Below are 23717 nucleotides of genomic sequence, written 5' to 3'. Positions count from 1 at the left end.
GCACTTAACCCCCAATCTTTTCTTTAGCAAGATTATGAGCAACTTCAATAATCCAGTCTTCTTGCCCCCCAACAGCTTTTTTCCTACCCAATTCAATGAGAATATCTCTTGTATCTACTCCAAACCTTTGTGCTGCTCGCTTTGCATGAAGCATGAAACTAGAATAAACACCCGCGTACCCAACCATTAATGAATCAGAGTTAAACCTAGGCAGTTCTCTTCCTCTGCCGATAATTATTGGTTTTAACACATCGTCTCCAGCATCTATAATCTTGTATAAATCAACATTATGTTCAATTTTTAATTTGTTTAGGACTGCAATCAACATCTCAGTAGGGCAATTACCTGCTCCAGCTCCTAATCCAATCAGTGAGCCATCAATATAGTCAGCACCAGCTTTATAGGCACTTATACTGTTTGCAACTGCCATTCCAATATTGTTATGAGAATGATGCCCGATAGGAATACTTAAATTATTTTTTAGGTGTGCTATATTTTCAAATACTTCATCTGGAAGCATCGCTCCTGAAGAATCTGTCATGTATACGACATCTGCACCGTACGATTCCATTTTCTTTGCCTCTTGTAGAATAATTTCTTTTGATGCCATATGTGACATCATTAAGAAACCAACTGTAAATAAGCCCATTTTTTTAGATGCCTTAATATGCTGTTCGGACACATCTGCTTCTGTTACATGTGTAGCAATCCTAACTACATTTGCTCCAGCATCTCTAGCCTTTTCAAGATCATGAATTGTTCCAATCCCTGGGAGTAACAAAACAGCAAGTTTTGACTTTGTTAATACTGATGAAACGGCTTTAATATATTCCAAATCCTTATATAGAGCGAAGCCATAATTAATAGAACTACCAGTTAGTCCATCTCCATGGCCTAACTCAATAATATCAACGCCTGCTTTTTCAAGAGCTAACGCAACATTTTTCATGTCTTCTAAATTAAATTGATGTGATACGGAATGACTTCCATCCCTTAAAGTTGTATCTGTAATAATTACTTTTCTCATCTATTTCACCCCTAACACTTTACATGCATATTCTTCTGCAATGTTTACTGAAGCACTATTTATAATATCTAGGTTGCCTGCATACTTGGGCAGAAAATCACCCAATCCTTCAACTTGTATCATTACTGTCACAATATCATCATTGATAATTGGCTCAAGCAGATATGTATAACCTGGTACATATTGTTTAATTTTTTCTATCATCTGATCTACTGATTTCTTAATCGCGTTAATATCAGGATTCTTAACTTTAGCATAAATTGTATTTCTCATGTATATTGGTGGTTCCGCTGGATTAAGAATTATAATAACTTTAGCTTTATCCGCTCCCCCAATTTTTTCGATAGCTTTTCTTGTTGTTTCTGTAAATTCGTCAATATTCTGGCGTGTACCAGGTCCTGCGCTTTTACTACTTATTGAAGATATAACTTCAGCATACTCAACATCGGCTGCATCGTTTATTGCTGCAACGATAGGCACCGTTGCCTGACCTCCGCACGTAACCAGATTTACATTCATTTCTCTTAAAACTTCTTCATTTAAATTGACAGATGGTACAACGTACGGCCCAACTGCAGCTGGTGTCAAATCAAGTGTAAATATTCCCTTCTCTTTCAACAATGGAGCATGATATAAATGAGCCTGAGCGCCCGTACAATCAAACACAATTTCTATTCCATCTCGTTTAAGCAAATCATCTATTCCGTTTATAGTTGTCTCAACACCAAATTTTCTTGCTGTCTTTATTCCATCTGATTCTTTTCTTCCAACTACATAATCAACTTCAATATAGTTACTTCTACTTAATTTAATTAGTAAATCGGTACCAATATTGCCAGGTCCAATAATTGCGGCTTTTATCTTTTTCATATTTTCTCCTCACATTTAAATTTCCATTTATCTATTATGGAAATTATATTCGATAAAGTATTTTTTGATAAATTTATCACATATCACGAATTGCAAATTGATTATTCAAATTTTAAAGAAAGACTCCCCATTCCGGCAAAGCTAATTGTAACAATATCTCCAGCTACCACGCTTGACATCGCAGTAAATGATCCTGACATAATAATGCTGCCTGCGTTTAATTCAATATCAAATTCTGAAAGTTTATTCGCTAGCCAAGCAACTGCTGCAGCTGGGTTCCCCCAGACCTCTGCACCTGTTCCACTAGCGATTAATTCACCGTTTTTTTCAAAATTCATACCAATCAAACGCATATCGATTTGATCTATTGGTGTGAATCGACTTCCTAGAACAAACATCGCACTTGATCCGTTGTCTGAAATTGTGTCTTCAAGTTTGATTTTCCAGTTTGATATCCTACTATCAACGATTTCTATTGCGGGTACAACGTAACTTGTAGCATTATAGACATCTGCAACAGTTACACCTGGTCCTTTTAAAGTGTCTTTTAAACAAAATGCTAACTCACCTTCTGCTTTTGGTTGAATTAAATTATTGATTTTACATACTTGACCTTCTTGAATTAACATTCTGTCAGTCAAATGTCCATAATCAGGTTCATTTACACCAAGCATTTTTTGTACAGCTTTGCTAGTTAAACCAACCTTTAGTCCAATTATCTTTTCCCCTAGTGCCCGCTTTAAAGCAACACCTTCCAATTGAATCCTGTATGCATCTTCAACAGAAATATTAGGATACGTATTAGTTAGTGGCTCAATTTGATAGCACTTATTTCCAGCATCAGAAAGTAATTCTGCAATTTTTTTATAATCCATTCAACTCACCTTTCAATCAAGACTCTATGTTTTCATTTGAATGTTATCGAAATCAATTTGTATTATGGTGGTAATTTCTGGAGTGGATATATTTTCGCGATAAAATATTAGCAATTCTATTAGCCAGGATTTCTTTTGAACTGTTATTCATTAAATTTTCAATAATTGTCGGCAATACAATCTTCACTTCGTCATTTGGTCCAGGTAAAGCAATAATTTTTGATATTCCAATACTGCCTACACCAATTCTGACCCCATCTTTTACATGCCTCCCTGTTCCCTTTGTAAATTTTACAACATATTCAATTGCTGCTTGTCCATCAACATTCAATAATGCCTCTATACTAAAATCCTTATCTTCTGCCCCAACCCCCCCAGTTGTTATTATTAAGCCATACCCTTGTGAAATTGCGTCGGATAATTTATATGTGGCAATATCAATATCATCTTCGATCACTTGGCCAATTAATACTTTATATCCTACTTTTTCTAATTCCTCTTTGATAAAAGGTGAATTTGTGTCTTCAATTTGCTTATTCTTAACTTCAAACCCGGTTGGAAATATGATTGCGCGCTTTGTAATATTATTTTGAATTTCATTACTCATTTCATTAATATTATTTAAGATATCTGTATAGTCATCTTCTTTTAAGCAAATTGTGCCCAAAATTCCATTAGAATGTATGTATGTATCATCGCTGACTACTACTCCTTCTATATTTCTTAAAGCTTTTATGATTTCTACTTCTTTGCCAATAATATTTTCTTGATTAATATTTTCTTCAAGGATATCTAGAGTTAAATGATTCTGTCTGACATCTACAACGAGAACTTTTTGATTATCAATTTTTAGAATGTCGGATACTACTTTGCCAAGATGATTCAAATTTACGTTATTCAATTTAATATTGTTAATCCACAATTCAGTTTTTTGTAAAAGATTTAAATCCAATTCACTACCCTCTTTCATTGGACATCCAGTTTAACATCAAGTAATTTTGCATCAACTATGTCTTTGCCAATGCAAAGAATATCGATATCATAATTTAAAATACTTGTTATATTTTCAATCTTTACATTCCCCGCAAATGCAATTTTTATTTGATTTCTATATCCTAAACTAATAGCTACATCAATACACTTTTTTAAATCATTAACTTGACCTGTATCTACCATTAAAATTCCACAACCATTTTCTAGGGCTATTCTACTTTCTTCTTCAACTGTAAGTATTCGACCTTTAATTTGTACAACTTTTGTAAAGTCTTTCAAATCCCTTACTGAGTTAAGTGCATTTTCAATCGATCCTAACATTTGAATATAATTTTTATCAAGATATATCATGGGAGTATCACAAATTCTGAAAGATGCTCCACCATCAAGTATGGCTTTTCTAACCCCATCTTTTATTTCTGGCGGCATCTTTTTCCACGATCCGGCGACAATTCTAACTTTTTTATTTGCAGTTTCAACGGCATTCTTAGCAGCTGTAGCAATTCCTGAATATTTTGCAATGCAACCTAACATTTTCTCTTCAGCTAATGCAATTTTTTTTGGTGTACCAAAAATACTCCCAATTACATCTCCAGCCTCAATAAATTGACCATCATGAAAATTCAACTCGAGTGATATACCAATTTCTTCTGCCTGTTTAATTACTTCCTTTTCACCAGAAAATATTCCACAACTTTCAGAAGTTATAACAGCACAAAATTTATTATTGAGAATATTCCGAAAAATTAAATCTCTTATATCTTCCATAGTCTACCTCACCCATTAAATATTCGTTATTGACGAACGCGATTCGTAAGAATGATTAAAAAAATTATTCAACATAACCGAACTGTTTAGAAATACTCTTCGAATATTTCAATAAAACCTCAATTATCTCTAACCTTTTACTATCAGACATCCTGCCTGTAGGAGCTGAAATGCTGACTGCTGCCATTGGTTTTCCATCATGTCCTAATATTGCCACTGCGACACAACGTAAACCAACTTCAATTTCTTCATTATCAAACGCATACCCAGAATTCCTAATATTCACAAGTTCATTTTTTAATAACTCCCTCGTAGTAATAGTCTTATCAGTGTACTTCTTTAGTGGCTTTGAAAAAATATAATCTTCCAAATATTCGTCAGGCAAGTGAGCAAGTTGAACTTTTCCAACACCTGTACAATGCATTGGTGCTCTTTGGGCAATCTTTGATGAGACAATGCTGAAATCGGATCCTTCAACTTTATCAATGTAAATAACTTCACCGTGATAATATCTAGCTAAATGAACAGTTTCATGGAATTGTTCGACTAAATTTTCGATTAACGGTCTCAATTCTTTCCTAATGTCTAATCTCTTTTGATAATAATTTCCCAGTTCGAAATTCTTAATGCCTAACTTGTATTTTTTTGTCTCGTCATTTTGTTCTAAAAAATCTTCATATACTAAAGTATTAACTAACCCATACACCGTACTTTTACTTAATTCCATATATTCTGAAATATCATTTAAACTCAATTGTCCATTCTCTTCAAATAGTTTTAAAATTTTTAATGATCTTTGTACAGATTGAACAATAACACCATTCTTATTGGCCACTATATCACTCTTTTCAGTCTTTGGTTGATTCGTTATTAACGAACCGCGTTCTGAATATTCTGATTTTATGTTTTTATATTACCACATGTTATTTACTAAAGCAATTAACAGATAAAATATTCTAATGTACTATGCAGTATATCTTCTCAATAACTATTATAATTGAAATAATTTACTCTCATCCTGCACATATTATTCTATGAATTCTAATGCAATATTATTTTCGACCACATTTATGCCCTTCCCTTGCTCATTGACAATGTCCAGGAACAACAACTTTTTCTATCATGTTTTGTCAGTGTTACAATTCCGTTTATTGATTGGAACTAAAGCAAAATAGAAAAGCACCACTGTGCGATCTCTCTCCTAAAGGAAAGATCAATGCATAGCGGTGCTTTTTTTATTTTGCACGATTATAACCAATCACTAAATCAACATTTAAGGCGTCGTCACTTCATACCCAGTTCCACTTAGAATCAGCACCTTTACATCTACCATTCACTACTACCTCATTGTCCTGCTATCTCCTTAATCACGTCAATGCAGTCCTGACATATCAACTTCCCACTATAATGCTTTGTGTTCCTAGTCGCGTTACAAAGTGCGCAAGCTGTAGTGCACCTTCGTATGATAATCGAATCTCCCTCGGGGATCAGTTCGAATCCATCCTTTTGCGCGGTGTCATAAACTCTAAGGGTCTCACTGGCTATTTCGTCAATTTTTCTTACGTTAGCTGTCGCGTTCATAACAACTCTCCTCGTCTTTTATAGGTAGTTTTTAACAGGTCAATTAGTTAATCAAGGTATTAAGGATCATCCTAACCGTTACCAGCATCAACTCCTTTAAGATTTATTTAGTTACTACCTCTAATCCAATTCCCGAGAGAAATATCACGTTAATCTCGCCATCAGCACCCACCTCCATATGCGAAAGGGTCTTAATTACAAGTTCATACGCAGCCTCTTCAATTAACCCAATTTCCTCTACCAGTCTCATCAACTCCTTAGCCCGGTATGCCAGTAACTTATCCCCCCATTCCATGATACTTTTCCACTCAGTCTCGAAATCCACTTTATTCTCCACCATGTAGTTCCAGGCGGTAATGAATGCTTTTGCTGGACTATCGACATCAATCTGAATATCCGTACAGTACATCTGTCGTGGTAGTGGATCTTTTCTTCTGTTAATATTATAGGCCTTCATGGATTTTCGGTGTAGCGGCTTAGGCGTGAACATCCGCCCTTCAATTTCAGACCATTTTTTTCCGATGAAACTCTTACACCTCAGATATGGTCTATTATTTTCACCGACTCTATTTGATTCATATCGACAATAAGCTGAACCACATGTCCCGCAGAAAATTTTGTTTTCAAAAGGATTTAGTCCCTGACTATGATAATACTTCAGATTATGGATTTTCAGAAATTCATCACGCCGTGCGAACTCTAGTTGCACAAGTTCCCAAGTCTCTTTATCAATGATGGCTGGATGCGAATTTTCAAGATAATACTTATTCAGTTCGCCCTTATTCTTCGCGCGTTTTTTCGTTAGGTAGCAGGTATTAAAGGTCTTCTGAAACATGGTGTCCCCCTTGAACTTTTCATTTTTTAGTACCTTAGTGATATGACTCACGCACCACTGCTTACCACCGTAAGCCATTGGAAGTGACTCATTCGTAAAGCGTTTAGCAATATGGTAAGGACTGTAGCCATCAAGAAACTCCTGATAAATTCGTCTAACCAGTTCTGCCTGATCTTCATTAATCACCAGATCGCCATGTTTATCCTTAGCGTATCCGAGGAATTTACCACTTGGGATGCTCCTGATATTACCTGCAGCATACTTCTTATGAATGCCCCACTTGACATTTTCCGAGAGGTTTTCACTTTCTGCCTGATGAAAGGCTGACATAAGCGAAATGAGGAGTTCACTGTTCGTCCCAAGTAGACGAAAATTCTCGCTTTCAAAGAACACATCAATGCCGAGGCTCTTCAGCTCTCGAAGGCAGTTTAGACAGTCCAGGGTATTGCGACCAAAACGTGACAGGCTTTTTGTGATGATCATGTCAAATTTAAAGTCCCGTGCGTCCTGCATCATTTGTTTAAATTCATCGCGTTTATTAAGATCCGTTCCAGATATCCCTTCATCGGCATAAATCCCAGAAAAGATGTATTCCGGTCTTTCACGAATGTAGAACTCGTAGTACTTAACCTGCGCCCGGTAGCTGACCAGCTGAACTTCACTTCCCGTCGATACGCGGCAATAGGCAGCGACTCTGATGGTTTTTTTCTTATAGTCCGTAGGACCTGCGATACTCTGAAGTGGGTATAAGACGGAAACTTTTTTTGGCGCTGATATTTCTACCTTCTTCATGATCCACCTCCAGAAGCACTAATGGCTCAGTTAAAATTAAATCTTTCGTCAGTTCCTGAAGATCTGAGTCCCAGATGTTAATGCCTTTACAAAATGATTTTCCTTTACTTAAGTAGTTATGGCAGTGCCAAAATGCCCTATTCTTATAATCCGGACAGTGCGTCAGTGACGCCCCACAGTATGGACATTTGATCATGCTGGTCAGTGGATATTCCTTTCGTCTTCGCTTCTTCCTTGCTTCCTGAACCTTATCCCAATCTTCTCTTGAGATGATGCCAGGATGGGAATCCTTCACAAAGTACTTTGGCATCTGCCCCCAGTTAAGTACCTGAAGACCTGACTCTTTGACATAGCCCTTTTGCTGCAGCATATCTCCGACATATTTTTCATTGCCGAGGATGCTATAAATTCTGTTTTTTATCCACGGATTCCCTAGGTAACTTGGGATGCCTTCATCGTTTAGCATTTTTGCTATTTTAAGGCCGGATAGGCCCTGCAGGTAAAGTTTAAAGATCAGCCTTACAATTTCTGCCTCATCTTCGTTGATAACAAGACACCCATTTTCATCCTTGTCATAGCCAAGTAGACGATTGGTATCAACCAGAACCTCTCCACGCTTAAATTTATTCTGCATGGCCCATGCGACGTTTGATCGTACCGCCTTTCGTTCTTCTTCTGCAATGGCTACGAGGATCGTCAGCATCATCTCCCCTTCTGAGCTTAGGGTGTTAATGTTTTGTTCTTCGAAAATCACGCCAACACCGATATCTCTCAGTTCACGTACTACCTCAAGAAGCATCAAGGTACTTCGAGCAAAGCGCGATATGGATTTCGTGAAGATCAGATCAATCTCGCCGGCTCTTGCCCGAGTGAGCATTTCTTGAAAACCTGGGCGGTTTGATCTACTTCCTGAAATGCCAGCATCTGAAAACACTCCGGCAAAAAAGTAGTACGGCGAGCGTGAGAATTTATTGTTATAGTATTCGGTCTGGTTCTCGAGGGACTTAAGCTGTGGATCATGTCCGGTCGAAACGCGAACATAAGCACAAACTCTCGTTCGTTTCGGAAGCGGCATGAGTAATTTCTTTCTTGAAATTTCAACGATGGATTTCGTAATGACTTATCACCGCCTCCAATGGGACTACGCTTCGCCGCTTAACGTAGTAATCACTCTGGAGACGCAATAAGTCAAGTTATATTGGAAATCGTGTAGTTGCAACAGGTCTAGCGAATACAGACAATCGAAAATGTATGTTCAGAATTGCAAATGTATATTTACGCACACGAAAATAACGCGTAAATTTTACACAAAACCCCAACTGGGCACAATTCCCATTTTGCACCCCTCAAAACAAAAATGCACCCTCCCCTTCCTTTAAATCGTTGAACATTAGGATGGGAGGGTGCATTTTATCAATTGTTGTGGGTGTTTCCAGGAAGAAAGTAGGTCAATCTCCGAAAACGTGGCATGGGGCCACCGCAAGCGTTTCGCCGATGGTAAAGTCACCATGCCTTATAAACATTTCCTGGGCTATGAAAAAGGTGAAGACGGTACGCCTAAAATTGTAGAAAGCCAGGCGCAGGTAATACGGCTAATCTACCGCTTATTTATAGAAGGAAAAACGTGTTCCTACATCGCACGGCACCTGACAGCTAAAGAGATCCCCTCCCCTGCTGGCAAGAAAAGATGGCAAGTTGGAACGGTTGAGTCCATCCTAACTAATGAGAAATATTCTGGCGATGCGCTTCTTCAAAAAACCTATTGTGCGGACTTCTTAACAAAAAAGATGGTAGTTAACAATGGAGAAATTCCACGGTACTACGTCCAGAACAGCCACCCTGCCATCATTTCACCGGATGAGTTTGAAGCCGTGCAGGTTGAGCTCCAGAGGCGAAAAAAGCTAGGCAGGCCAAACGGCTGTCAAAATCCACTTTCAGCAAAGCTTGTCTGCTCTGAGTGTGGTGGGTACTATGGCCCTAAGGTCTGGGCCTCCAATACCAAACACCGTAAGGTTATCTGGCAGTGTAACGACAAGTATAAAGGGATAGACAGATGCTCTACCCCTTATGTCACTGAAGATGAAGTGAAAGAAAAATTTGTTATAGCCTTTAACACACTCTTCGGAGTTAAGGATGAGCTCATCAAGAACTGCGAAATCGCAATCGAACACCTAGCCGACAACACTGAGATCGACTCAGAAATCGATAAACTGCATGACGAGATAGCGGCAGTCGTCGAAGAATCGAATAAAGCTATTTACGAAAACGCTCATAAAGCCATGAGTCAAGACGAGTGGGAAAAACAGCATGAGGCTTACGTGGCGCGGCATGAGAAAGCAACTGAGAGGGTTACGGCACTTGAAGATATGAAGAGCGAGAGGCAGAGTCGTGGCCATACACTTAAAGGGTTTATTCGGGATATTGAAGGCTGTGGTCGGGTGCTTGATGAGTTTGATGAGAGGCTCTGGACTCTGACGACCCAGAAGGTGGTGGTAAAGGAGGATGGGGGCTTGAGGTTTTGTTTTAAGGATGGGATGGAGGTAGAGGGGTAGAAAAAAAGCCACTAGTTTTGTCAAGATGACTGGCTAGTGGCTTATAAAGGGGGGCTTAATGAATTACTATTAGTTTGATTCATGACTTGGCAAGTGCCCTTCATAGCTAACGAGCTTTGACCAATAGTAGTAACGTTCATTTCGATTACTATATTACCAAGTAAGGCTTTGACGATTTAACCTCATAATTTAAGAACCTTAATCAGTGTATGTTACTTTGTCTAATGCATTTCATGCTGGATATTTCGCATAGTCTTTGGTACTTCATCCTTTTAAGGCTTTAATAATCCGCCAAGTCACTTTGTTGACTATCTAAGTACTTTGTTTTAACCTATTACTTCATGGAGAATTACTATTAAAAATCCATGTAATTATTGACCACATACTGTTTTTGCTATTACCAACCCACGCCATGACAATATGTGTTCATCCTACTTGGAACATAGTTTTGAGTCACTGATGGAACATACCCGCTACCGTATGCTCCTCCATAACCCATCCAACTTTGATTATCAAATCCATTTGGGTTATTAAACCATCGCATGTAATCATTGGACGCAATCCAGTATTGAGCTTGTTCATTTGTTATGGTTCCATTTTGTTGTGCATTTTGTATTTGCTCTTCTCGCCATTTAATCATATCCTTATACCAGCTTGGAATCTCACTTTGTGCATTATTATCCTCTGCTGCAAATGCCAAAGTACCCATGGATAAAATTAAAACAGCTATTATTGATAAACTTATTAACTTTCTCATTAAGTAAACCTCCTTGTATTTTAAAATTATTAGTTGAAACTATTTTTTTTAGAGTTATTGATTGTGCCTCCATTGCCTTATCTTTAATGTCTACTGTAATACTTGTATTATTAGAAAAGGTTGTAGTTCATCTGAAATTATTTAAACCGCTGTTTTTGTTAGAATTGCTAATTTTTCAGGCTATTAAATATTTCATACTTTTCATATTATATTCCTCCTCGTATTTTCTAATGTCATTTAGATTTGTCTAAATTTTTTTATTATTTCAGAATTCCTTTTAAATCGATTATTATCTGCCCCTACCCCCTCCATGGACTATTTTGAAAATGAATTTTCTTTTACTATCTACTAACTCATTCGTAGAAGATACTAGCTTTAGGTGGGTATCAAAAAATATTTTATGCTTTCAGTTATTGAGTGAATAATTCAAAAAATATAGGATAACCTCAGCTACCCTATATGCTTGAAAAAATTATCGCTAGTTGTTTCTCCACATATTATTCATAAACTGATTTTGATTTTTATCCATCCAATTGTTTTGGTGATTTTGCCATTGATCTTTATTATCGTCCATCCAGTCATTTCGATGACTATCAGGTGTATAATTTGTACTATCTTGCGGTTCTTGATTCTCTTCTAAAACTGGTTCATTCTCAGGTGCATTAGGCTGCACATCCCAACTATTTCTATTAATTTGATTATTTCCATTGGGATAACTAGAATTATTCTCATAGATTTCACACCAGTTATCCGGCGATATTTTTTGCATATCTAAATTGTATTCTTTCATTATATCTGTAGTTGATTTATTTCTGATTGTTTGATCTGGCAGATTTATATTATACTCCTTTGATTTTTCCTGTAGCATATATTTATTTACTGAAAGATTTTTGTCATGTGCTCTTTTCATAATCTCGGTATTCCCTTCATTTACAATTACATAGCCATCATATTTATATTTAAGCATCTCATCATGAATAATGGTCATTAGCCTTTCTAAATCAATATTTTTTTGACTTTCTTTATCTTGCGCCGGAACAACAGTTGCTATAGCAAGATTTTTTTCTTCAGGACTAAAGTAGCCTAAGTTTACAGCTTTATTTGTTATTAAGTTAATTCCACTGTAAATATCCATTCCTTTTATATCTAGATCTTTTAAAATCATTTTACCTTGTTCACTTTTAGATACCGCCTTCACGATTGCATTTTTCTGATCAACAGTTATTTCTATACTGCTATTCGTTATATCTAATGCTACAGATGCATAAGCTGGATGGGTTAGGACAGAGTTAAAAAATCCCAAACTTATAGCAATAAGAAGTATGGCAGCTATAGCAGCATAGGGATTAAATCTCTTATAATCAATCTGCTTTTTGTTGGGAACTTCAATTATATCTCCCACCAATATATTATCCTTTGGTAGATGTGTTCGAATAAACTCTCCATCATTAGTTACAACTACAGCATATTTTTTATCTATTTTTAAAACTTTTGCCTGTGATGTTTTCATAATATATTACCACCTTCAGTTTTTGGAAAGTTAATGAAATTTTTTATTTCAGAATAGCTATCGTCACTCAATATCATCGTTAATGCTATGATATATTTTCTTCCTTTTTCCAAAACCCTAAGGCTAAGCCCTGTATATATTTTTAACTCTTTTATAGGCAGCTTCTTATTTTGTTTTAATTTCGATAATAAAATTGGTTCATCGACTAAAGACTGAGCTACTCTCATAAGTTTTTGTCTAGTATCTCTATGTTTTGGTGATATTTTTACTAAATCTTCTAAAGAGATACCATACTCCAAAAGACTCGAGTCAAATATAGCCATAGTCTCACTTAAATTATCATTTTCTTGTTTTTTTCTATACTCATCAAATGCCTGCGTTTTTTCAAATTCATTTACTTCCTGATCCTCGCCAACTAAATCTAAGGATTCGTGAACGAATCGGGATTCGCTGCGAAAATAATCAACTAATCTATTATGAATTAACATTCTAGCATAACTAATAAACTTCATTCCTTTTGATTTATCATAAGTATCAATTGCATCATTAAAAGCAATAAGACTGATACTAAGTTCATCATCATTATCCCAACTAAGATTTCGCTTGCAAATGCTCGAAGCGATAGACTTGATTTGAGGTCTATACTCATGAAACAACTTCTCTCGAGCTAAAAAGTCGTTTTTTGCTTTTTTAACAAGTAAATCTACTGTATCTTTTTCTTCCATTATTAACACTCCTGATAGACATTCCTATTAATACATTCGTATATTCATCTGATTTTAGGTGTGTCTTTTAAAAAAAATTATATTGAATATTAATTAACATTTTTACTTGAAATACATTTAATCAATTCATTTTGAAAAGCAGCATCAAAAAATTACTAATCATTTTACAAAGTATGTAAGTCATATCGACTTTTCATCTTTATATGAAATCTTAAAATGTAAAATTCTTTTTGAATTCATCAATGGATTTCATTGACTTAATCAACTAAAATCCACTCACTGCATAAAGACCGGATCTATTTTAGAGCTGAATCACGTAGTGAGTGGTTTGTAAATATTTAGAATACTGATTTCTGCCAAAAACTTAGATCCTCGAGTCTCACAACATCAAGGTTTGATCCGCAAGTGCTAACGCATCTTCCGAATCATGGGTCACCAAGAGGGTTGTCAATCTTTGACTCTTAATAATTCTCTTCAAATCCATCCTTAAATCCATGACCAAGGCGCTGTCCAAATTGCTGAACGGCTCATCCATCAGCAGCAAATCCGGTTCTCCTGCCAGGGCTCGTGCCAAGGCGGTTCGCTGCTGCTGCCCTCCACTGAGTTCATGGGGGTAGCGTTTCTCCAGTCCTTCAAGCTGAGCCAGGCTGAAAAGCGATTCCAGCTTTCTCTTATCTTTGACCCTCATTCCAAAAGCAATATTTTGAGAAACCGTCATAAATGGGAATAAAGCGTAATCCTGGAACACAAAGCCTACTTTTCTTTTCTCAACAGGAACGAAAACATCCCGGCTCTGCACAAGTTTTTCACCAATACGAATAGTCCCTCTAGCGTTCTCTTCCAGTCCCGCAATGATCCTGAGCAAGGTGCTTTTTCCACTCCCACTCTTTCCAAGAATCGCGAGAATCTGCCCTTCCTGAACGCTTAGTGTAAAATTCTCAAAAATTCGTTCCCTTGAGTTTTTATACTGAAAATTTAGCTGCTCTATAGACAAATTCATAGCTTCACCTCTTCCTGGATCCTTCTAAATTTTTTCTGATGAATACCTGCAAAGATCATTAGCGCTGCGACACTGAGAGAGATAATCATCAGTGCTGGCACAGAAGCCTCCATAATGCGTTCGTCGTTAGCGTACTCATAAGCACGGCTGGCCAGTGTATTAAAATTATATGGCCTCAGCAGTAACGTTAGTGGCAGTTCTTTTAAAATATCGATAAAGGTCAGCAAAAATCCGGATATAAGTGACGTTTTAACCATAGGCAACTCAACTTTCACCAGCGTATAAAATCTTCCTTTCCTGAGGGTTGATGCAGCTTCGCTATATTTAATGCCTATTTTCGAAAACCCGGAGTGCACACTGTTATAACCTGCAGCCATATAACGCACGACAAAAGCATAGACCAGTAGCACGGTGCTCGTACTTAATAAAAGTTTTTTGGATTCGGGATTGAACAAAACGTAGACCGGATAGAGCCACTGATCCAATCCCACGAAAATGACCATGGCACCAATGGCAATGATGGCGCCGGGAATAGCGTACCCCATCTGAACCACTTGATCCATAAGCTTGCCTTTTTGATCGAACTGCCAGCGCCGCACTTGTACGATCAGCAAATTGATAGCCAAAATGATCAAGCTGGCAAGGAGACTATAGAATAAGGTGTTGTAAATAATTTGAACGAGTTGATCCAACCTCACTAAACTATAGGACTTCACTGACCAGACAGCCATCTGTCCCACCGGGATAAAGAACACGACGAGAGAAACCACGAAGAGTCCCATCGTTACGCCGCAGCGTAATAACCCCTTTAAGGGTATGGGCTCCAATAATCTAGGCTGTTGACCAGACAGGTGATAGCGCCTTCGGCCTCGGTTGAAGCTTTCAAAGCCTTGAAATGCCACAATCAACAGCATCATATAAAAGGACAGGCGCAGCGCCACTATAGTTGTTCCGGATCCAAACCAGGAACTGAAGATCGCCGAACTCACTGTGCGAATGTTGAAGTAGCGCACCACACCGTAGTCACCCAAAATTTCCATCATGATGAGGGTGAGTCCGCCGACCATCGGCATCCGCGCTAACGGGAGGATCACTTTCAGAAAAATCTTTACGGGTGAATGGCCATGAACGCGGGAAACTTCGATCATCCCTCCTGAGTGATGTTCTAAAAATGCGCGTACAGGTCCGTATACATAGGGAAACAGTGTAATCGAATAAATCAGCACAGCACCCCTGAGATTCATAAGATCCAGATGCTCCGATTTGAATGGAATTTCAAAAGTCCTTAGGGTTCGCTGGATGACCCCAGTATAACCTGTCATGCCTGCGAATACGTAGGCGGCTATATAGGGCGGTATGGCCAATGGCATATAGAAAAACCACTTGAAAAACCGCTTCAAGGGGAAATCAAAAAGAGCCACTGAAACTGCCGCCAGGACACCCAGCACTGCTGAAAAGAACAGGGAAAACACTATGAGATAGACAGTGTTGTAAACCGTATCCTTGAGTAAAAATTCCTTGAAATGCAGCCACTCCGGCGTCGCTGCCAGTTCAATTTTGAACAGTATAGCCAGCACGGGCAGACTGATCAAAATGAGAGAGAGAAAGGCCAGCGCTTTGACAGCGCCAACCTTTCTCCTGTCTTGACCAAAAGACATTACTTCCAGCCTGCTTCTGCGAGCAGCCTGACAGCCTCCGCATTTAACTCGCCCAGTCTCGAAAGATCAAGGGATTGTTCTTTAAAGGTGCCCAGTGTATTCAGGAAGTCAGCTGCCGGTATGCCGCTGAGCACTGGGTACTCATAGTTCGCCTCAGCATAAGAGGTTTGCGCTTTTTCACTTGCTAAAAATTCGAGGAGTTTAACTGCATTGTCCTTATTTTTTGAACCATTGACTACCCCGCCGCCGGAAACATTAATATGGGTGCCATTTCCCTCTTGATCCGGGAAAAAGACGCCTAAGCCCTCTACAACTTTTCTTTCTTCAGGATCTGTGCCATTCAACATGAGTCCCAAATAATATGTGTTCATTATGGCAATGTCACCTTCGCCAGCAGCAATAGCCTTTGCCTGATCCCGGTCACCGCCTTTTGGCTCTCTGGCGAGGTTTCGAACAATCCCTTCAGCCCAGATTTTGGCTTCTGCTTCACCCATGATTTCGATCAATGACGCAAGCAAAGTTTGATTGTAAATGCTGTCCGCGCCTCGAACGAGAATGCGTCCCTGCCATTTTGAATCCGTTAAGTTTTCATAAGTGGAGAGCTCGTCAGGATTAACGCGGTCCTTTGCGTAAACAATCACACGGGCACGCTTCGTAAGGCCAAACCAGTTTCCGTCCGGGTCTCTCAAATTTTTAGGAATGTTGGTGCTGAGCAATTCGCTTTCGATGGGCTGAAGAAGTCCAGCGCTCTCGGCTCTGTATAGTCGACCGACATCCGCGGTAATAAACAAGTCCGCCTCAGTATCTGCACCCTCTGTCTTGAGACGCTCTATCAGCTCATCCGATTTACCTTTGACAACATTGACCTGGATGCCGGTCTCTTCTGTAAAGCTCTGGTAGAGCAGATCATCTGAATCATAGTGGCGGTCTGTGTATAAATTTACGATTTGTGTCTCAGTTGGCGCCATAGCTGCAGGTTGCGCGGGCTCAGTCGGCTCTGTCGCTGGTGCACATCCTCCAAGAAACAGGGCGCTGAGTATGGTAAGTGATGTAAGTATTATTGCTCCAAATAATTTCATGTTAACCCTCCAATGCAATTGATAATGATTATCTTTTTCACTTAATTAGTATTACATATACTTTTCGGAGCGTCAACCCATTATTTGAATGTCACTCGACTTTTTTCGACAAATATCTCAATATGATTTAGCCTAATATGTCTAAAAGTAATATTAAAGCATAACCTTAAATGAATTCGTACAAATAGCAATTCACTTAAGAATTTTAGTGATGCAACCGGAGTCCAAAATGATCTTACTAGATTCGATTACACTAATTTGCATGATCTGATTGAACTGTCGATATCTGTCCACTATTTATAAAGGACTCGTGTGAACATGTTATGGCATATTTGGGATCAAACACTTAAAAATACCAAAATACTCATTCTTTTTTAATTATGGGCATTTGCTTTGTGTTGTACTATGATCAGTATCTTTCACACTTAAATTTATTAATATTACAACGTTATATATTCTATGGCACACTAGCGAAATGGCGAGTACCAGTTATCGATTTTTCTTAGAAAATCATCATCTCATAAATGCTCTTTTAAAATATCTGTTGACTGTATTTTTCAACTTATCCCCAATGGATTCATGAGTCAGTGCACCATGATAACACTTTAATTAATTAATGAAACTTGACATTCTTTGCTGAAACCATTATTCTTATATTTGAATACACGAATATAAGAATGCATGAATGAACTTTTTAATTAAAGGGGTTTGTGAAAAGTGACTGAGATCTATAAAGCACTAAGTGATGAGAGCCGCTTACGAATTTTGAATCTTCTTCTGCTGCGTGAGTTGTGTGTCTGTGAAATTGAGGCGGTTTTATCCATGAGCCAGACAAACGTCTCGAGACACCTAAACAAGTTGAAATCAGCTGGCATTGTAGGTTATTCCAAGAAAGCACAGTGGGTTTATTATTCTATGAATCCGGAATTCGTCGATCATAATTCGTATCTTTATCAGCATCTTAAGGAACAACTAAACAAGGAGCCGCAGTTCATCGCGGATCTGGAGCGCCTTAACAGCGGAAAAACCCAGGCAGAACTATGCGCTTCACCTACAATCACACTTTAAAAGGAGACATTATAATGAAAACTTTTGTTGTTTACGAACCTGCAATGTGCTGCCCAACGGGAATTTGCGGCGTGTCAGTTGACCCTGAGCTACTCAGAATGTCTTCTGTAGTCCAACAGCTTGAAAAAGCCGGCATTAAAACAGAGCGATTCAATCTCTCGAGCAATCCTCAGGCTTTTATTGAAAATACTGCAGTCAATAAACTACTAATGTCAAAAGGAGTTGAGGTGCTGCCTGTAACTCTGATTCAGGGTGAAATTGTCGAGACTGGCCGCTACCTCAGCAATGCGGAACTTAAAGAAAAACTTGACGTGAAGCTTACGTTGAACGTAGCAGCCACTTCGGTCAAGCGACCGCTCCGAGGTTTTAGGCTAAAAAATGTCGGCGGTTGTGATCCAAACAGCGGTTGCTGCTAAACCTATTCACCGCCATAATGTATGACTACGCTTCGGTTACGCTGATATCTATTTAAATAAAACGAACCGTTTACCACCTGAAAGGAAGCGATCCTACTATGAAATTGTTTAATCCGGAGAGTTTAACTTATTCTAAATATATTTTCTTTACAGGAAAAGGCGGCGTTGGAAAGACATCGACCGCTTGCGCCACTGCAGTGCATTTAGCCGATGGTGGCAAAAAAATTCTCCTCGTCAGCACAGACCCGGCTTCGAATCTCCAGGATGTCTTTGACATTGAAATCACAAACACTTGGACGACCCTTGAAGAAGTTCCGAATCTCGTAGTCGCGAACTTAGACCCACTGCAAGCGGCAGAAGACTATAAAGAGCGGGTTATAGGTCCCTACAGAGGCAAGCTGCCGGAAGCAGTGATTGACTCCATGGCGGAACAGCTTTCTGGTTCATGCACTGTTGAAATTGCAGCGTTCAATGAATTTTCCAATTTGTTGACGGACACTGAAATACAAGACACTTACGATCATATTCTCTTTGATACAGCACCAACCGGTCATACACTGAGAATGCTGCAGCTGCCATCCGCCTGGAGCAACTTTATCAGTGAGAACACCCATGGCGCTTCCTGTCTTGGGCAACTGTCTGGTCTTGAGGACAAAAAGGAGATCTACCGTAGCGCAATGGAAACACTATCAGATCAGAACAAGACGACACTGGTGCTCGTCGCCAGACCTGAAACAGCGCCACTGAATGAGGCTGAGCGAGCATCCCGAGAGTTGAAGGAGATTGGTGTAGAGAATCAAATCTTAATTCTTAATGGAATGCTGTCAGAGTATGACGACGCTATGTCTCAAAAACTCTTTGAACTTCAACGCGACGCACTGGGCACAATGCCTGAACTGCTCCGGAGCTTGGATCAAAGTCAGATCCCTTTAAGAGCGTATAACGTCACTGGTGTCGAAAAAGTCAGAGCGTTTTTGAGAGCTGAGGATTCTGTTTTCGAGGCAGCGACAGACAGAGTTGAGGATTTATTGAATTTAGAGAATGTCATCCAGGATTTGGTTACGAAAAACAAGAAGGTCATTTTCACTATGGGAAAAGGCGGTGTTGGCAAGACTTCCATTGCAGCCAAGATTGCCCACGGTCTTCTGGAGCAAGGAAAAAAGGTCCATTTGACTACAACGGATCCAGCGGCGCATTTGAAATGGGTGGCGCAGGAGCGTGCCGGTCTTACTATGAGTCATATTGATGAAAAAATTGAGCTTGATAAATACCGTGAAGAGGTTTTAAGCAAGGCGCGTGACGAAATGTCCGAAGAGGACTTGGCATACATTGAAGAAGACCTTAGATCGCCTTGCACTCAAGAGATTGCGGTTTTCAGAGCTTTCGCCGAAATTGTGGACAAAGCATCACATGAGATTGTGGTCGTTGATACAGCGCCGACCGGACATACACTACTGCTGCTCGATGCGACACAAAGCTATCATCGTGAGATTCAGCGTTCCCAGGGGGATATCCCAGAATCGGTCAAAAGACTCCTGCCTAGACTTCGTGACCCTCATGAAACAGAGGTCGTGATTGTCAGCCTTGCAGAAGCGACACCGTTTTATGAAGCTAAACGTCTCGAAGAGGATTTAAAACGCGCTGGCATCTATACAAATTGGTGGGTTATCAACGCCTCGCTTTATGCAGCTGAGACCTCAAACACCTTGTTGAAAGCCAAGGGCAGCCATGAGCTGGAATGGATCCGAAGGATCAGGGACCACGCCCGAGGTTCTGCAGCCGTCATTAAGTGGACTCCTCAGGAATGGCGAATGAATGCGTCTGATATCTCGTAAATTAGAAGAACGAGGTGGAAAGTTATGTCAAGAGCATTTGGTCTGACAAGCGCCACTTTCACATTTGAGAAGTAAGAATTAAGCCGATAGTCGTATGATCTTTCGACTATCGGCTTAATTCTTTTTTTGGGGCATTTGGTGAATTATGATTTAAACCACAGTTGTAGACTGGATTAAGCAATATACATTGAACAAAGGCTAAAGCTCCCAAAATGATGTAAAGTCTTACAAGTAACGATCCAAAACGAGCCAAATAAAAATGACCTTATAAAGGTACTTATTAAGTGTCCACTTTACAAGGTCTGTATCATAATTTAGAAATCATACATTAATTTATTACATTTTTATATAGTTTAAAGGATTTTTTGGAACACCATCAACTCTAACTTCGAAATGAAGATGCGGTCCTGTACTTCTACCAGAATTTCCACTCAATGCAATTTTTTGATCCTTGTAGACCTTGTCGCCCTTTTTTACCAAAAGTTTTGAATTGTGTGCGTATAATGTGACCATACCATCTCCGTGACTGATTCGTATGGCATATCCGTAACCACTATCATAACCTGAATATATAACCGTCCCGCCATCTGCAGCTTTAATCGACGAACCCGTAGGAAGTCCAACATCAATGCCAGTATGTCGTCTACCCCAACGTGTGCCAAATGGAGATGTTATTGTGCCACGGGAAATAGGTTTTGCTAATACACCCGAGCCTATTGAAGGTGGTCGTTCTTTAGTCCCCTTAGCAACAACTTTAGTTGTAGGCTCCAGGATGACCTTTTCACTGATTATTTCTCTTTTGATCTCGACTCCATTTTCTCTTATGACTTTTGCAACGACTTCTCGTTCACCATTTGAACCAGAAGTAATTACGAAGCTGTCACCTTTAAATTTTGACGAATCATCTTGATAAGCCGTATCATGAGGAATTGGTTCTTGATATACCGTTTTTTCTACCGTTCTTACTGTTAAAAGTGAAGTTGGAACTATCAAGTTAATTTCTGTGCCTACTTGAAGTTTTTCTGGCGTGATATTGGGATTAGCTTTCTCGAGATCTTCCACTGCAATCAGATACTTTTGGGAAATAGTCCAGAAGTTTTCGCCCGAATTAACGACGTGGATCTTTTTTTTGTTTGTACCTCTCTTGATGTAATCTACTGACCTTTCTGGCAAGCTGAACTCTTTGAATAGTCCAGCTTCTTTTCTTGTTGAAGCCACTTCTACAGTTTCTTTAAAGTAAGCTTCTACTATATCTTTGTCTGTCGCGTAAGTTGACATCAGCGTATCGATCACGCTTTGCGCCTCACTCTCTGTCTTAAAAAAGCCATACTCTACTTTGTTAATTTTGACAGTATAGCCTTCCAAAGCAGGCGAGTCAAAACTCACCGAATTTTCCACGATCTCCTCAATTTGTACCGTTGATTTCTCGAGTCCTTCCTGGATCAATGGTGTCTTTTTAGTTAAACTGACATCTTCAAAGTTCGATGCAAGCATTACCTGCTTGGGTGATCGCACTTCTGCAACATTTGCTTTTGAAGTTTGAAAAATCTTAAATTGATCAGATGTAAAAGTGCCAGTACCCAGTGTAAATACACTTGAAATTAAAACAACAAGTACCGCCGAAGACAAAGTAAAAGCACAGCGGTTGCGTTTGAAGAAATCGACGCGATTATCGAAATCTGCAGGGGAAACAACAGGTCTGTCATGTTTTTTCAATGTTTTATCCGATTTATGGCACAGCTTAGCTTTACCAGATTCGAAACACATTTTAATCCATTTCTTGAACTGTTTCAGCTGCATAATTCACTCCTACGTTCTTTAGATTTTAGATACTCGAGATCGGAATCAGATGTTTTTTCAGTTACTAAATTATGGTACCATAAAAACATTTCCAAAATTATTACAAAATCAAACTACGGAAAAAAATTAAAATATCACATTAAATCAATTGAAACGTCTTGTTTTCAATAGTTCGCTCGGGATATCCAAATTTCACATATCGGTAAAAATGGTCTAATTTGGTGCACATTAAAAAGTATTCTAATGCTCAAAGACTCCATTTCAAAATTACATGGTATTTTTGCATTTCTGTTTTCAATATGGTTTAGTTTCCTACATGATCAATAACTTCTCACTACTAACTTAACACACTCAAAATTATTGGGAAATGATGCTAACATGAGATTTCTCTTTACAAGTCCTCTACCTGCACTCTCCCCTCAAATTGTTTTTCAACTACATCCCTGACTCAAATGCTCTCTTAATTGCATCCTGGTGCTTTGTGTCAACCTTATTTGTGGAGTGCGTCCGACTGTTCAAAAAATGAATGTCAAATTGCCCATCCATTCCATTCCCTTTAACCGCATCCAGATTATTCCCAGTCCCATATCCTCCGCTTCTATTATCAACAACTACCGTCGCGGGCTTGTCATCTCTACCAGCATGCGGCATTGCCGTCATAGATCCTGCTATTCTATACCCATCAATTTCGACAATTACCGGGCGCCTGGTCCAGTTCCAAACGCCACCTACAGCCTTCTTCAAAATATTTGTATCCTCTTTGGTCAACGTTTCTACATCAGCATGGTTTCCACCATATGTACGTTTGATTTGCATTTTCATTCCTGTTTCAACATCAATAACTGTAGCGACATCACCTCTGGCGTAAATGTTCTCAACTTCGCCATACCACGGCAATTTTTGCACATTTTTTGTACCAATTGCATCTACTCGAGAGATGCCACCCCTGGAAATCGGCTTATCAGCACTTAAAAGACTGGTGAGTTTGCCAATAGTTTTCGCACCAGCAACACCATCCACCGTCAAACCATAGGCTTTTTGAAAGCTGGCGACGGATGACTTCGTTATAGTACCAAAATAACCAGTTGGTTCAACAGCAAAATAACCGAGTTGTTTCAAATCGTTCTGTAAATCTGATACGTCTTGACTTCTTAAACCCTGCTTTAAAACAACGCCATTTGTATAGGCGTATGTAGTCTGAAATGCCACTGTAGAAAGTATCAGCGTAATGGTTAATGCAGCAATTCTTTTCCTCAAGTTCATAATTTCCTCCTCTTTTTAGGCTAACGCGGTTAGTTGACGCGTATGATGAATGAATTTATCCAACCATTTACGCAGTTTCACCCCAAAGTATTTCTGCCCCCGCTTTTCAGTTTCGAAGAAAATACATCCTTTATAGTTTAACATAATATCGAAATGACGCCTATCTGAAATTTCAAATCCATATATTAGACTTATATTTTAAGGTAATAACGCTCATTTCGCCTCTTAAAATGTATGTATTTAATCACAACAAATTGAATAACAGGTTCTACAGATACTTCCCATCTACAAACCATACCCCATAACTTTGTTA

The 23717-nt window shown here is 38.9% G+C and carries 20 protein-coding genes; 4 read left to right on the top strand and 16 right to left on the bottom strand.

Annotated elements, in window-relative coordinates:
* Nucleotides 1-4 precede the first annotated feature (4 nt).
* The 8 genes from dmpG to AC4PHM_RS00435 all read right to left on the bottom strand — a co-directional run bounded on the left by dmpG (nucleotide 5) and on the right by AC4PHM_RS00435 (nucleotide 8816).
* Complete coding sequence (dmpG, locus tag AC4PHM_RS00470) at nucleotides 5-1027, bottom strand: 4-hydroxy-2-oxovalerate aldolase (protein ID WP_492018944.1); 1023 nt, start codon at nucleotides 1025-1027, stop codon at nucleotides 5-7.
* Nucleotides 1028-1897 (bottom strand): acetaldehyde dehydrogenase (acetylating), encoded by an 870-nt coding sequence (locus tag AC4PHM_RS00465; protein WP_492018943.1) that lies wholly within the window; start codon nucleotides 1895-1897, stop codon nucleotides 1028-1030. It lies immediately after the preceding gene.
* Between the two features lie 101 nt (nucleotides 1898-1998).
* Entirely contained in the window at nucleotides 1999-2772 is a 774-nt protein-coding gene (locus AC4PHM_RS00460) for a 2-keto-4-pentenoate hydratase (protein ID WP_492018942.1), read from the bottom strand.
* Between the two features lie 52 nt (nucleotides 2773-2824).
* A complete protein-coding gene (locus tag AC4PHM_RS00455; RefSeq protein ID WP_492018941.1) occupies nucleotides 2825-3724 on the bottom strand; it encodes a molybdopterin-binding protein in 900 nt (299 codons plus the stop codon).
* A gap of 14 nt (nucleotides 3725-3738) precedes the next feature.
* Nucleotides 3739-4533, bottom strand: a complete 795-nt coding sequence (locus AC4PHM_RS00450; RefSeq protein ID WP_492018940.1) for a beta/alpha barrel domain-containing protein — start codon at nucleotides 4531-4533, stop codon at nucleotides 3739-3741.
* A gap of 64 nt (nucleotides 4534-4597) precedes the next feature.
* Nucleotides 4598-5368: an IclR family transcriptional regulator gene (locus tag AC4PHM_RS00445; RefSeq protein WP_492018939.1), complete on the bottom strand. Its 771-nt coding sequence runs from the start codon at nucleotides 5366-5368 to the stop codon at nucleotides 4598-4600.
* A gap of 849 nt (nucleotides 5369-6217) precedes the next feature.
* Nucleotides 6218-7741: a recombinase family protein gene (locus AC4PHM_RS00440; RefSeq protein WP_492018938.1), complete on the bottom strand. Its 1524-nt coding sequence runs from the start codon at nucleotides 7739-7741 to the stop codon at nucleotides 6218-6220.
* Nucleotides 7659-8816: a recombinase family protein gene (locus AC4PHM_RS00435; RefSeq protein WP_492018936.1), complete on the bottom strand. Its 1158-nt coding sequence runs from the start codon at nucleotides 8814-8816 to the stop codon at nucleotides 7659-7661. Before AC4PHM_RS00435 ends, AC4PHM_RS00440 begins: the two co-directional genes overlap by 83 nt.
* A gap of 328 nt (nucleotides 8817-9144) precedes the next feature.
* Between AC4PHM_RS00435 and AC4PHM_RS00430 the strand changes: the two genes are divergently transcribed.
* Complete coding sequence (locus AC4PHM_RS00430; protein WP_492018935.1) at nucleotides 9145-10293, top strand: recombinase family protein; 1149 nt, start codon at nucleotides 9145-9147, stop codon at nucleotides 10291-10293.
* Nucleotides 10294-10690: 397 nt separating this feature from the next.
* Here AC4PHM_RS00430 and AC4PHM_RS00425 read toward each other — a convergent pair whose 3' ends face one another.
* The 6 genes from AC4PHM_RS00425 to AC4PHM_RS00400 form a co-directional block, all read right to left on the bottom strand.
* A complete protein-coding gene (locus AC4PHM_RS00425; RefSeq protein WP_492018934.1) occupies nucleotides 10691-11050 on the bottom strand; it encodes a hypothetical protein in 360 nt (119 codons plus the stop codon).
* 478 nt (nucleotides 11051-11528) lie between these two features.
* Entirely contained in the window at nucleotides 11529-12560 is a 1032-nt protein-coding gene (locus AC4PHM_RS00420; RefSeq protein WP_492018933.1) for an anti-sigma factor domain-containing protein, read from the bottom strand.
* A complete protein-coding gene (gene sigI, locus AC4PHM_RS00415) occupies nucleotides 12557-13285 on the bottom strand; it encodes an RNA polymerase sigma-I factor (RefSeq protein WP_492018932.1) in 729 nt (242 codons plus the stop codon). The genes AC4PHM_RS00420 and sigI overlap by 4 nt, the downstream gene beginning before the upstream one ends.
* A 379-nt stretch (nucleotides 13286-13664) precedes the next feature.
* A complete protein-coding gene (locus tag AC4PHM_RS00410; RefSeq protein ID WP_492018930.1) occupies nucleotides 13665-14285 on the bottom strand; it encodes an ABC transporter ATP-binding protein in 621 nt (206 codons plus the stop codon).
* Nucleotides 14282-15943, bottom strand: coding sequence for an ABC transporter permease (locus tag AC4PHM_RS00405; RefSeq protein WP_492018928.1), 1662 nt, complete (start codon nucleotides 15941-15943; stop codon nucleotides 14282-14284). Before AC4PHM_RS00405 ends, AC4PHM_RS00410 begins: the two co-directional genes overlap by 4 nt.
* Nucleotides 15943-17022, bottom strand: a complete 1080-nt coding sequence (locus AC4PHM_RS00400) for a Fe(3+) ABC transporter substrate-binding protein (protein ID WP_492018927.1) — start codon at nucleotides 17020-17022, stop codon at nucleotides 15943-15945. Before AC4PHM_RS00400 ends, AC4PHM_RS00405 begins: the two co-directional genes overlap by 1 nt.
* A gap of 717 nt (nucleotides 17023-17739) precedes the next feature.
* Between AC4PHM_RS00400 and AC4PHM_RS00395 the strand changes: the two genes are divergently transcribed.
* The 3 genes from AC4PHM_RS00395 (at nucleotide 17740) to arsA (ending at nucleotide 20341) form a co-directional block, all read left to right on the top strand.
* Nucleotides 17740-18090 (top strand): ArsR/SmtB family transcription factor, encoded by a 351-nt coding sequence (locus AC4PHM_RS00395; protein WP_492018925.1) that lies wholly within the window; start codon nucleotides 17740-17742, stop codon nucleotides 18088-18090.
* A 14-nt stretch (nucleotides 18091-18104) separates the two neighbouring features.
* Entirely contained in the window at nucleotides 18105-18506 is a 402-nt protein-coding gene (gene arsD / locus AC4PHM_RS00390) for an arsenite efflux transporter metallochaperone ArsD (protein WP_492018924.1), read from the top strand.
* Between the two features lie 98 nt (nucleotides 18507-18604).
* Nucleotides 18605-20341, top strand: coding sequence for an arsenical pump-driving ATPase (arsA, locus tag AC4PHM_RS00385; RefSeq protein ID WP_492018923.1), 1737 nt, complete (start codon nucleotides 18605-18607; stop codon nucleotides 20339-20341).
* A 336-nt stretch (nucleotides 20342-20677) separates the two neighbouring features.
* Here the strand turns inward: arsA and AC4PHM_RS00380 are convergent, their stop codons facing one another.
* Nucleotides 20678-22141 carry a peptidoglycan DD-metalloendopeptidase family protein gene (locus AC4PHM_RS00380; protein WP_492018922.1) on the bottom strand — a complete coding sequence of 488 codons (1464 nt, stop codon included), beginning with the start codon at nucleotides 22139-22141 and terminating at the stop codon, nucleotides 20678-20680.
* Nucleotides 22142-22576: 435 nt separating this feature from the next.
* Nucleotides 22577-23404, bottom strand: coding sequence for a peptidoglycan-binding domain-containing protein (locus tag AC4PHM_RS00375; RefSeq protein ID WP_492018921.1), 828 nt, complete (start codon nucleotides 23402-23404; stop codon nucleotides 22577-22579).
* Nucleotides 23405-23717: the final 313 nt, after the last annotated feature.

This window comes from Acidaminobacter sp. QWL-03 (genome assembly GCF_058683855.1).
The sequence above is the reverse complement of the archived record's forward strand: the minus strand, read 5'-3'. Positions and strand labels throughout refer to the sequence as shown.